6 protein-coding genes and 2 pseudogenes are annotated in these 12,584 nt (G+C 46.8%); all 8 read right to left on the reverse strand.

Annotated elements, in window-relative coordinates; all coding sequences use genetic code 11:
- Positions 1-7 precede the first annotated feature (7 nt).
- Entirely contained in the window at positions 8-223 is a 216-nt protein-coding gene (locus H7R58_RS21715) for a helix-turn-helix domain-containing protein (RefSeq protein WP_182929611.1), read from the reverse strand.
- Positions 220-681: a hypothetical protein gene (locus tag H7R58_RS21720; RefSeq protein ID WP_142464964.1), complete on the reverse strand. Its 462-nt coding sequence runs from the start codon at positions 679-681 to the stop codon at positions 220-222. The genes H7R58_RS21715 and H7R58_RS21720 overlap by 4 nt, the downstream gene beginning before the upstream one ends.
- Before the next feature lie 296 nt (positions 682-977).
- Complete coding sequence (locus H7R58_RS21725; RefSeq protein WP_182929612.1) at positions 978-5,171, reverse strand: NACHT domain-containing protein; 4,194 nt, start codon at positions 5,169-5,171, stop codon at positions 978-980.
- A gap of 77 nt (positions 5,172-5,248) precedes the next feature.
- Positions 5,249-7,300: an RNA-binding domain-containing protein gene (locus tag H7R58_RS21730; protein WP_182929613.1), complete on the reverse strand. Its 2,052-nt coding sequence runs from the start codon at positions 7,298-7,300 to the stop codon at positions 5,249-5,251.
- Positions 7,301-7,398: 98 nt separating this feature from the next.
- A complete protein-coding gene (locus H7R58_RS21735; RefSeq protein ID WP_182929614.1) occupies positions 7,399-8,547 on the reverse strand; it encodes a DUF3322 domain-containing protein in 1,149 nt (382 codons plus the stop codon).
- Between the two features lies 1 nt (position 8,548).
- A pseudogene (locus H7R58_RS25360) lies at positions 8,549-9,895 on the reverse strand (SbcC/MukB-like Walker B domain-containing protein).
- 1,737 nt (positions 9,896-11,632) lie between these two features.
- A pseudogene (locus H7R58_RS25515) lies at positions 11,633-11,836 on the reverse strand (ATP-binding protein); the annotation flags it as partial.
- The gene (locus H7R58_RS21745) at positions 11,833-12,582 is read right to left on the reverse strand and encodes a DUF4194 domain-containing protein (RefSeq protein WP_182929615.1); all 750 of its coding nucleotides are present in this window, start codon (positions 12,580-12,582) and stop codon (positions 11,833-11,835) included. The pseudogene H7R58_RS25515 and the gene H7R58_RS21745, both read right to left, overlap by 4 nt.
- Between the last annotated feature and the right edge of the window lie 2 nt (positions 12,583-12,584).

Below are 12,584 nucleotides of genomic sequence, written 5' to 3' on the forward strand. Positions count from 1 at the left end.
GTCTGTTTTAACTTGGTCTGTGATAGCGGGAAGGCCAGATTTGCTCAGGCGCAATGCCCAGCGCTTCGGCGATCAGCCTTTCACCTTTGGGCCAGTGTCTAATCAGCGCATTCGCCAGCGTGGAGGACGCCAGCCCTGAGTTGCGGGAAACGGCGGACAGCGACGTTCCACGCTTTTTCAGCGCCGCGATAATGTCGGCGGAATGCCAGTCCGGTTGCATCATGCCGCCACCCCATCAATAAACTTTACGCCGTCAGGTGTACGCAGCCAACGCGGGGCTTTCATTTCTGCCGCAAAGTAATTGATCAGGTCATACAACAGCCAGCTAAGGTATTTCTCCGTTTCAGAGGAAAACCCCTGCCCCGCCAGCGTCTGCGTCAGGGCAAGGCAGTAGTTACATAGCTCGGTACATTCAGGCCCAAACTGAGGGGCGTTTGCGGGGAGGGTGTCAACGGTCAGGCTTTCAACAAGATGGGGCGGGACGGGGTCTAACAGCGTGGGCTGGAGCAGCGTCAGAGCGGTGTTGAGTCTGCCGCAGAGCGCCATTTTTAACGCGATATCTTTACTTTCAATCAGGGTTTCGGCGAAGTTTTCGCAGTGGCTGGCAAGGACGGTGAAGTCCGTAGCGGCATTGAAGGGAACGGCAAGTAACGGGTGTGTCTGGGTGGGGATCGTAGCCATAATGGCAACCTCCAGTAAGTGATTAATTGAACCACCACCGAAGAGACCAATCTTGCGGGTGGTGGAACCGGACGGAGTTGGTCTTACCGGCCTTACTGGACACCGGCGCGTCTTACGACGCCTCCGCCCGGCCCACCATTGAGATGTAGCCGGATGAACGACATAAAAAAGACGCAAAGCGCGTCATATGTCGCCAGTAAGGAATATCTTCAGGAGACCAATCCCGGCACCTGAATTTGCAGGCGCCGGGAAAAGATACCGCTATTGGTAACAGACGGCAAGAAATTTTTAGCCCCTTATTTAATTATTCTCCACCCGCCTACATTATTATTCTTTAAAGTATAAAGCCCATATATCTCCAGCCATTTATCACCATCGAGATCAATATGACGCATTGAGTGAATATTCTTTTCACCGGTAACAACCCAAACTATATTCAATTCATTTTTTAATAAAAATTGCTCTAGTTTATCTTTATCAACAATGAGTGCTGATTTATTTTCACAGTGAATAGACGGATCCAAAAATGTAACATCGCCATCACTATCCAACCATTCCCCTGTATTTTCAGAATAATTCAACTTCATACCATGATACATAAATTCGCAAGGTGCCAGATATGATAGTTCATTATCACCGGACGAATCAGACTCCCAATGATGACTTTCAGATGTCAGACAAACCGTCGCAATGGGTTTTCCCTGCTTTTGCCAATCAGTATAAATATTCTGCCATCCCTTATCTCCGTAGTACGGGTCGTCAAAATATTGATATGCAGGCGACCAGTAATACTCTCGGCTAAAGACTCGGTATTGATCATGCGATTCTGGTAAATTTCGGATTAATGACAGATCTTTATTCAAATTGGATATTAGCGTTGGTAATTCACCTTCTTTTACTAAATAACTTCTAATATGATACCAAAGGTGTTTTTTTGCATAGCCATATTCGTCCTCACCAAGAGGAAGTGGCTCATCCCATGTAAAAAAGCCATCAAGCAATAAATATTTTTTATCATCAGCAGACAGAACTGATATCAGTTCAAGTGGATCAGGTAAATTAGCCTCTCTCTTCAACCAATCATTAATAGTGCCATCCCAGTCATTATATGGATTTTCATTATTCCAGAAGCTTTTTTGTCTTATAATCTCTTTGCTATAAGATGGCGTGGTTGGATCTATTTTTCTGACAAACAACTCCCAGGGCCCCTGAAACCAGACATAATTTTTCGACTCTGACCAGCGACTGCCCCCTTCGGCCACCTGATGATTGTCCGCAATACGCGCCAGAACCTCATACAATGCAATCCATTGGTATTTTTTACCTATTCTTTCTTTTTTGTTCCTGCTTCTATCCCCCTCACTGGCGTATCGATCAAACTGTCCATGCTTCTCAACATCATAGCCATATTTCTCAAAAATCAGTTTACAGGCATAGTTACTTAGATCATTAGGGTCAAAATCACACCATCCAGATAATGCACTCTGAAAAGTATAACGTCCGAAATCACCATAGCTACAGATCCCCCGTCCATACTCAGTAACCATTGAGCTTAATATTGCATTTTGTCCCCAATAGTAATCTTTAAAATCCGCAGCATTATAATCATATTTATACGCATCAATTTCCTCATTGGTTGGGAAAGTCGTTGGAAAATCACTTCGATATGGAGGCCGAATAATATCAACATTATCCATTTGATATACTTTTTTATATAAAGCATATTCTATTATATTTCTGGCATAATCCCTGACAAGAACATTAGGATATACTTCCTCAGCTTCAAAAATAGTGGCAACAATATTTTCAGACAATTTATCTAAATCATCCAGAGTAACAGAATTTAAAACCGCGCCATAAGAGGCCGCCAGGATCCGCTCCAGTACGTAAGGATCATTAACATCTTTAAAGCTGTCTATGAGCGCCGTAATCGTTTTAATATTATTTTTCAATAAATTGGCTAACGATTTCGTTGCGCCATCTCGTAATTTGATATTCGTGCTCGTCAGTAGCCATGACAGCGCCTTAGCAGCCAGTAATCTTGAGTCATCCGATAAATAAAACTTATCCTCTTCCGTGCCAGCCCAGTCAATTAAACGCTGCATCGAAGAAGTTTCGTAATAATCTAAATTATGGAGATACTTCGTCCAGAATGAATCTCTGATTGCCATTGAATGTTTTGAAAGAAATTTGTGTAACTTGTCTGCGTTATAAATATGTTCGGGGTCGGAGGATACGGTATAAACCATTTGCATAAAGGCATCAAAGCCGTTATCAAATGGAATGATATATTTATTAATATATTCAAGCGTCTTTTCCTCAATATTATCAGGCTTACGCCAGATAAGACTTGAGATAAATGCACGAATAATACCATCATGTTTTTTATACTCAACTTCAACCAATTCATAAAGCTCTTTGCCAAATTTCTCAGGCAACTGAATAGAAAGTGATTCAATTATACCCTGATAAAAATAGCTCGATTTTATATATTTATATAACTCACCATTCTCTTTAAAAAAAGAATCTAGTGCATCATTATTATTTATTGAATATTTATCTAAGAGAAAAGATACTGTCAGATGGTCTTCAAATCGTTCATAAGCCAGATATACCCCTTCTTCATAATTATCTTTCGAATTCCAATAGATATTCTTTGACAATATCCCTTCTGAAATTAATTCATCGAGAAAACGACGTCGATCACTATATCGACCAATGATTTTCTCTGCAATATCAAATGCTGCTTCATACGGAATAAAACTCAAGTCATTATTTAGCTTATATTCTATTAATTCATTAATGGTTTTCTCTATAAGCTTAAAATTTTCAGGGTAATTGAAAGAGGAAGGTCTCGATAATTTAGCCTCAATACTGTTTATGAAAAATGAAATGATATTACTTATCCCAGAATATCCTTTCGGAATTTTATTTAATCCAGAGCGATATAGACCTTCGCAAAAAATTTTAAGAAAAAGTGGATTACTGAATTCAGGATGTAATATCGGGACTCCCGGTTGCTCTATACCATATTGAGAAAAGAAGAACTTAGATGCCTGATATTCGACACTCCCAAAACCAGAATGAGCAATTCGTGTTATTTTATTTTCATCGAAAAAGTCTTTGGGGACAATTAATTTTTCATATGAGCTTCTGATACTCAAAACAAGCCCAAGCCAAGGATATTTAGAGAACTGATTTATCATACCGACTATATAATCGGGCCAAAAATACCGTCCTTTCCCTTCATTGATTGCATCAATAATAAATAGCAGACGTTCTCCCTGAGCCTCAGCTCTGGCATTCAATGCCCCTAATAAGACATTTTCTTTACTATCAACACGCAGAATATTTCTTAGTATTTGTGTCCATGGTGACTCTTCTGATACAAAGTTTTGCCCCAGAAGTAATAGACAAGGAATCCTACTTTTTATTCGATGGTTTGCTATATCCGCTAATAAATGAGATTTTCCAATCCCGGCCTCCCCTGACAGAATCATTAGAGGGCTATTTGCCAATTTCAGCATTGGGCCCTTGATAAAGTCTGAAAAGTCAGAAATTGCCTGCCATGCATTATTAACCTGATACCTCAGATCGTCATTTTTCTTTTCGCTATTATCAATAAATTCATGTTCAAAATCAGATAAGTACTTACTAATATTATCTATGTGACTCAACAATAAATTTATATCAAACTGTTCCAATGCACGGTCTTCGGGAACAAAGCTGTCTTTAACATCATAAATCCAGCGTTTAAATTGTTCGGATGTGTTATTACCAGAATAATGAATGGCTCCATCTGTAAACTTGTTAAGTTTTGAAAGAAAATCATGAAAATATTTATGTGTTACCTTATAAAAACCACTATTTCTGCTAATTGCATCAAAATTTCTGGAAATATCCAGTTCGACATTCAGTTCTGGAGTATATCGCTTGCCAAGGTTTTTAGTACTCTCTTCTATCTGTTCGCTAAACCAACGAGTGGTAAACTCTTCCGCTGAGAACCAAAAATGTAACCGGCCAGCATTATTCTCTTGTGATAACCGATGGGTTAGTTCCGAGCTTCCCCAATACTCAATACTGATATTTCTTCCTAGCCCTTTAGCGTATTGAGTCCATTCAGCAACCTTTTTATTCCATTTATCCATAAACCAATCCTGATCCTTTCTACGAGGATCCTGTCGATCTAACGGAATACAGATATAATATTTGGTAAGATTTGGATGTGTTTTTAAAGCAGTTTCAAATGATTCTTTTAACTGTTTCCACTGAGCATCACCCATACTAAAAAAATACTTTGCCTGCCAGCCATATTCAGTTCCATCATCAAGTACACAATAGGCTTCGACGCCACCATCTGGCGCTGCCACACGGCGAAAATCTATTTTGTTAATAATAGGTTCTTCTCTTGCTAACTGACAAATCAGTTCTTCAAAAGCATTATTTTGAGAATTGTTGAACGTCCTGATGCTTTCCCATCTTATCGACATATTATTTCCTTACGATGTGCGTTCAAATCAAACGACACGAGGCGCACGTTTATTGAATATCGCAACCAGATATAGCATTAAACTGCACTATACCCCTGCTTCGGGTCATTCTTATACTGCGGAAACGCCAGCTTCAGTTCCCCTTGCTCTACCAGCGGTTTTAAGTACTGCTGACGCAGCGCATTAGGGTTACGGCTAAGGATCTGCCCCAGCGCTGCAACGGAAATATACTGCCCCTGGCACACATTCAGGATCACACTTTTCATCAGCGCTTTATCCCCCAGACGCAGCCTTTCACGTGGAACCGCAGCCAAAGCAAATAGCGAATCCCGGAAAGCATCAGTAAGATTTTCAACATCATCAATATAAGGTCTGTCGATAAAGCGATTAAGCAAACGTCCATACTCATCCCGGAACGCAGGTTGATCGTCCCCGGCGTTATGTGTGGACCTCTTCTCGTTATATGTGGAGTTCCCCTCGTTATGTGTGGACCTCAGCTCGCTATATGTGGAGCTCCCCTCGTTATGTGTGGACCTCTGCTCGTTATATGTGGAGTTCCCCTCGTTATGTGTGGAGCTCACCACCGCACCTAACGAGAAAACTTCATCCGGCGTCATGACCGATACGCCGGGCAAGGTGTAATATTTGCTTTTCTGCTCACCTCCAGCGACCAGAAAACCTTTACTTTCCAGACGTGGAAGCGTCAACGTGACTTCGCGGGAATGACGGGTTGTTAACTGGCAGGCGCGTTCATGATTGACCCAACCTTCAATCGCTGCGGTTGCAACAATCACCTGTTCAAAATCATCAAGCTGATCGAAAGTCTCGCCAAATCGTTGATGCAAATCATCCAGAACGTGCTGCGGGATCAGGCTGGCGGTTGGTAACTCCAGTATTGTCTGTGCCGGGAAGGGATTTTCTCTCAGTCTCGGCATGCGCCAGTTGGTCGTTCGCCAGCCGCTAAAAATCTTCGGCATTCCTGAACCTGCACGTTCACCCAAACCAATCAGCAAAAACATCTGGTGTAGCAACCTGTTGCGGCAATCACTGACGCCGCCTGCAATCACATCCTCCAACGGCAGGCGCATCAAGCCGGGATTGCGAAAGCCAAACATATCGGGGCGTTTGACGATCAGAATAGAAACCCGGTCGGTAAAATCAGCATGGACCAGCGTGTTAACCAGCGCTTCACGCAGCGCGATATGTACTGGCGTATCCGTTTTGCGCTGACCCTCTTCAAGGGTAAACGGGACTTTCAGATCGGCGACCAGCTTTTGGTATACCTTGCGATAAAAATCAAACAAGTTCCCTGACCATGTACCGTCCGGACATACCCGATCCACCCAACGTAGCTCCGTTTTAGCCTCGGGCCGTTCCTGATAGTCCACCATGTAGTTGGGCGCTGCGGCAATAATTGCATCCCATTGACCAAACATGAGAACGCCAGCCAGCGTTATGCCCTCTTTTCCGGTTTCCCTGTCTTTACGCCATCCACCAACCATTTTAAATAGTTCAAACGGCTCACAGGCCAGATAAGGATGTTGCGGGTTATTTGCCGATAGCAGATTGCGATAGACTTTCAGACTGTCCAGATCGATATCGTCCTGAAAGGTATAGTGTTCGGAAAGCACTTCATTATCGCGACTGTCGTGGATCTGCTCTGCAAGCATCCGCTTGACGGTCATATCATCACAAACGCGATCGCCTTCGTGCAGACGTTGATAGGTGTTACCAAATGGGGACTTTTTCAGGTGAACCGGCTTTTGTTTGCGCATCGCCTGTGGAATATGGATCGCCAGAACGTCCGTTCCCTGCAAAGAGACCTGTTGCACATCGTTTTCTGATCTCAGCACATTCGCACTGACCCGATCGCGATCGTTTAACTGATTAAACAGATCGGTCTTAATCTTTTCGGGATCAGCAATACCAACTGGTGTAAATTTTCCAGCCTGTTCTTTTACACCGAGAACTACCCAACCGCCCCGACCATTTGCCATTGCGGAATAGGTGGGCCAGAAGTCTTTCGGTAACTCGCCTTTGCCGTCTTTTCCCCCTGCCAGCTTGAACTCTACCTGTTCCGATTCAACAAGGGTTTGCAGATCTATAATGTCTTTTATTTGCAAAGGCATAGAGGTTCCTCTGGCTGAAAAATCTTCGGCTATATGATACCGCATCTACCGAATATCCGGTAGATTGCTAAGGGTACTCACGGATCTTTCAACCTTCTTTATAATCCTTTCCGCCACATGACCAGCGCCTTTTCAACTATCCCCGCAGGCAAAAATTCCTGCTCCAGACGACCACGCGGCAAGCGGATCAAGTTGCGATAAAAATCGATCTCTTCATTAAGCAAGCCATCAGGTATTGCTTGCTGCGCTATTACCGGTTCAGAAACGGCGCTATGGCTGGCATATTGCTCAAACAACTCACGGTTCATAAGCAGAACATCAAGCGTCGGGCGACAGCGCCTGGCTCTCGCCAGCATCAGTAGCCCCCAGCTATCCATGTCCCCCCAATAGGCAACGCGTTTTTCATCCAGAACAGAGCTGGATAACCATTGCACGTCAAGGCCGCACCCTAAGATCGCAATAGTGTCAGATAACGCTGGAAGTTGATGCAGACACTGTTCATTTTCAATCACCAGAATACGCGACGCGGGCAATGTCGTTTCCGCCAGTTCCGCCGTCGTCACCCGGCATTTTTTAAAAGGGAGCAATCCGGGCGATAATGGCACAACCAGAACCCAGTGGCTGGACTCATCGAAAGCGTCAAGAAAGGTGGTTAATCCCTGCTCGCTGGCTTCGCCGGAAAAACGCACATCCAGCAGTCGGGTTAATAACGAAATATTATTCTCGATAAATTTGGTATCCACCCCTTGCCCGGAAAGCAGCCTTAACGGTAGCCCTTTTGCGCAGCCTGGCTCTAATCGGCAGGCCAGCCTGGCTGCGCTGATGATGTCTTGTGGGTCTTTGTGCCGCCAGAGAGAACGATGGCTGACCAACAGCGGATGAAAAATGGCATCAACCTGCTCAATAATTCTCTCCAGCAAGCGAAATTCCCGACTCATCACCGGATCCGCCGCTGCGTTGATCCAGTCAGAAGGGCCATTCAGTATCCAGCGTAACGGCATTAATACTGGCGTGCCGCTAGCCCGATAACTCACCTCTTCCCAATCCACACGCCCAACCGTTACTTGCCGCCATAACTGTACGTGCTGCAAAACGTACTGCGTTTGCTCTGCGAACATTCTGGCGGAAGGTTTGCCAATGGGCAGGCAGAGCGGCCAGCTACTTGGAGGAAGTAAGCGCTCAGCCCGAAGCTTTGCATTATCCCACTGCCGGGCTAGTTTTTTACGCAGTTCCTCAGGAGAATACATTTTACGCGTTCTCCCGCCGCTGGTAGTGTTGTTCCAGTTCTTCCCAGCTCAGCGAGGCCATATTCGAATCCTGACCGCGCCGGTGGACGACAATCGCCGAGCGAGTATGGTCGCGCAACAGGCGCATCTCTTTATTAGGGGTGATAAATACCGCATGTAAACCAAACTCTCTAAGCGCGGCAATGATCCTGCCCGCCACGGCATGAGAGCTACGGGAGAAAGCTTCATCAAGGACAATAGTGCCAAACAGCGGATAACGACTCCCCGCAGGGCATAGCGCGTAGCTAAGTGATGCGGTCAGCACGTAAGACGCGATAATCTCTTTTTCTCCGCCGCTACCGCCCTGCGAGCCGGTACGTGACTCAATTACATTACCACTCTGGCGATCCATCACCGATACGGCGAACTCCAGACGAAAACGGGGATCCAGCAGCGCCTTCGCCCCCAGGGTACGGTTTCGTTCACAGGCATCCCGCAGTTGCGCCACCAGCACCTGTAAGGCCTTATAATGGCTCTCGCCATTATCATCAACAAACCGGGCGGCATTTAGCTGACGCTGCGCTTTTTCAAGCGTGCGCAGGCTTTCATGAACAACTTTTTTGGTATCCAGACGCAGGTAGCGATCCGGCTGAAAATCAACCCTGAACATGGTTTCATTGAGTTCGCTGAGTCGCGCTTCAATCACCAGCACCTCATGATCGATATGGCTGAGCAGTTGCGTTACGCCGTCGTCAGATGAACGATTCAGATAGTCAAGAAAGCGATTAAGCTTTTCCGGCAGGGCTTCTTCGGTCAGTTCCTGCAAACGCTGTAAATAGACAGGAATATCGTCTAAATCAGCCCCTGCCTCAACGAGCGCCCCGGTATCCACACGTTTGGCTTCAGACATACGTTTGGTCAGTTCAATGTTCAGTCGATGCAGTTCACCTTTAACACCCTCAATTTCTTGCTGAATTCCCCGCTCATGTTGACGTTACAGATCGCGAATGTCGGGCAGCTGCTCCAGAGTCACCGCAGGAAAATGTAACGCGCACAACTCTCGCTCTTCATCCTGCATAGCTTGTTGCGCGGTTTGCTGGGCCTTACGTTCTGCGGCCCGGGCTGAGGTGAGTTCTGTATCCAGCCCGTTAGTGACTTTATTGGCGGCTCTGAGCTGCGTATCAAGTTCAGATTCAACCGTTTGAGCTTCATCAAGCTTTGCTTTCGCTACGCTGGCGTCAGAATCCGGGCGGATTAGATTCTCCAGCCGTTCCTTGAGCGCTTCCAGTTGGCCCTTTGCGCCGGGAACATCGATGCTATCGTAATCAATTTGTTGTATTTTCTGGAATGAAATGGCCTGATTTTGCAAAAGCCCCACCTCGCCTTTCGCAAACTCAAGTGCCTTGTTTGCGGCTTTAACCTGCTCCTGAAGCGCGGCAATTTCTTTTGCAAGGAAATTCAAGCGATCGCGGTTATCGAATCCCGTTAGCCAGTCTTCATCAAGGCGTTTCTGATCCTGCTTGTCATAAAAACGCTGTTTACCGGACATTAATCCCTGCATCGTCATGGCATGAGGCATGTCGCGCAACTGTTCAGGGCTGTCAACACAATGCCTGTCGCTTTCCGCCAGTAAGGCTTTGACGGCTTCCCGCCACGGATGCTCTTTCCACAACAGCTTGCGGGTAAAGCCATCGTCGAAAAACCGGGCGGGAGAGTGCGGCAATTTGACTTCCAGCATCCGCACATGCAGACGGTTGTTGCGCTGATTTACCCAGCGCAGCGCTTCCGGTGCAGATTCTGGTGAAACCAGAATACGCAGCCGGTTACTGCCAACGGCACGTTCAATCGCACCGCGCCATTGCGCCTCTTCCGGTTTAACCTGAATCAGTTCGGCGACAAAAGGCAGTTCAGACTCATCAATGTTCAGCGCTTTTGCCAGCTCGCTGCGAAACGCCTGATAATGTACGGGAAGGTTAGAATCTGGACGACGCGCGATCTCGGCGCGTTCAGTTTCCCGCTCACGCAGTTCTTCGGTAATGCGATGGCTGAGCGCGCCTTTTTGATACGCCTCCTCCTGTTTTAACTTTATATCATCGGCGAGCTGTTCACGTCGGGCCTCGGCTTCATGCTGATTCGCTTCCAGCTGTGGCTGGCTCAGGTCAGGCGGCAATCCAAGATTGCGGGTCAGCTGTTGATACTGGTGCGCCAGAGTTTCTCGACTACCGAGCGTTTTTTGCCAGTCATTGATGCGCTCGTTCAGTTCATCAATATTGGCGCCGCCGACCTGGAGATAGCGCTGCATACAGTCGCTAACCACCTTTTTTTGCAGTTCGAGCCGTGACTGGATCTGTTCTTCGTGAGTTTGTGCCTCACCAAGCTCAGCGTTAAGGAGGCTAATCTTTTCCCGCCAGAGCTGACTCGCCTGTTGGGCAAACCAGATAGGTAACAACGATTCCTGCATCTTCCTGTCAGCAAGTTGTCGCTCTTGCTTCTGGTACTTGTCCCAACTCAGAGCAACAGGTTGCAAGGACTGCTGCTGTTTACGCGCCGTTTCGAGTTCCTGATGAATCTCAGTCAGACCATCAAAACTATTGGCCACTTCTGTTGCGCGATCGAAGGCGGAATGGTCGTCCAGCACCAGCTCCCGGAAAATCTCATCAATACTGTTAAGCTGTTTTAACCCTGCCGCCCGGTTTAACAACGTAAACGCGTTTTCCCCCACTTCGAAGAAATCCCGCAGGCGAGCCAGGTACTGCTTTTTATTCGGGTATGTCCAGATGCCGGTCGCTTCCTTTTCCATTTGCCGCAGCAAACGTGTGCCGCCATCATGGTAAACGTTCAACCAGTGCTCCAGTGTCTGCCCGGGGTTATCGCTGAACAGCCAAAGCCTTTTCATATCCGTCACGCTGGAGCTGGTGGAATCAAACCACAACAGCGCCCCCAGACGTACCTGTTGTCCTTCGCGCTCCAGCGTAGCGGCAATACCGGTCACGGTTTTACCCGGTCTGGCAATATGCGATTGGCCTTCTCCTCCATCACCGGGGCCGGATACGCCGCGCACGTAGGAGATAAGATCCCTGTCGCTTTCATGACCGCCGGTTGAGGCCAGGTTGTAACGGGGATTGGCGCAGAGTAGCGTCATCAGGGCATCGACCAGCGTGGTTTTTCCGCTCCCGGTTGGGCCAATAACGGCAGTGCCTTCATGATGGATTGCGGCCTGATGCAATCCATGAAAACCGCCCCAGTTGAACAACTCGATGTGGGTAAGAATGAAAGATTCCTTCCCAGTCAGACGAACCATCTGATTCATACGTCCTCCTCACTGCTATCCTTTTCTGACGCGTTATCCGGGGAGGTTTGCCGGGCAATCTGTTCCCGCAGCCATGCCAGTAATGCCTGAAGATTCATCGGATCGGCAAGATGAGCAATAATCGGACGAATCACGATCCGCTCATGCGCATCCGGCGACGTTACCAGCCCATGACCCTTTAATTGATCCAACAGGGTAAGCAACCGGGTACGTTCTTTTGATTCACTCCCCGGATCGCCAAGGTAAATCTGGAGCTGAGGGAGAAGATCGTCGATAGCGATCTGCGCCTGGCTGGCGCCGGTTCCACTTTCTTGCTCCCAGGCAACAAAATGCTGACGCAATATGGCGACTAATAATGATTGTTCAAGATTGAGCCGTTGCCGTCTCACCAGAGGGTGTGACCATTCATCCTGTTCTGGCGTTTCGTCAAGCCTGACTTTGACATACAGCAGACCGCGGATCTCATCAATGCCAATATCCAGATCGAGAGGTTCCAGAATGCGAGTAACCTCTTCAGGGTGAGTCAGTACCACGCGGTACAGATTGGGTTTACTGGCCTCTTCCAGCAGGCCGTATTTGAGCAATTCCTGAGTCGCTTCGCGTATTTTTTTCAGTGTTCGCGTTTCACTACTGGTTGCATTTTCCTCAACCAATGCTTCGGCAACTTCTTCATCCAACGATTCTGATTCACTGCCTGTATTTGCAGTAACGCTCCGGTTAATCAGTTTGTCAAAAAAGCCCGCCATGC

Source organism: Klebsiella sp. WP4-W18-ESBL-05 (assembly GCF_014169075.1).
Lineage (GTDB): Bacteria > Pseudomonadota > Gammaproteobacteria > Enterobacterales > Enterobacteriaceae > Kluyvera > Kluyvera ascorbata_B.

Coding starts and splice junctions, on each gene's coding strand:
- H7R58_RS21735 (WP_182929614.1), bottom strand. CDS start 8,547: ATGTATTCTCCTGAGGAACTGCGTAAAAAACTAGCCCGGCAGTGGGAT.
- H7R58_RS21725 (WP_182929612.1), bottom strand. CDS start 5,171: ATGTCGATAAGATGGGAAAGCATCAGGACGTTCAACAATTCTCAAAAT.
- H7R58_RS21720 (WP_142464964.1), bottom strand. CDS start 681: ATGGCTACGATCCCCACCCAGACACACCCGTTACTTGCCGTTCCCTTC.
- H7R58_RS21715 (WP_182929611.1), bottom strand. CDS start 223: ATGATGCAACCGGACTGGCATTCCGCCGACATTATCGCGGCGCTGAAA.
- H7R58_RS21730 (WP_182929613.1), bottom strand. CDS start 7,300: ATGCCTTTGCAAATAAAAGACATTATAGATCTGCAAACCCTTGTTGAA.
- H7R58_RS21745 (WP_182929615.1), bottom strand. CDS start 12,582: ATGGCGGGCTTTTTTGACAAACTGATTAACCGGAGCGTTACTGCAAAT.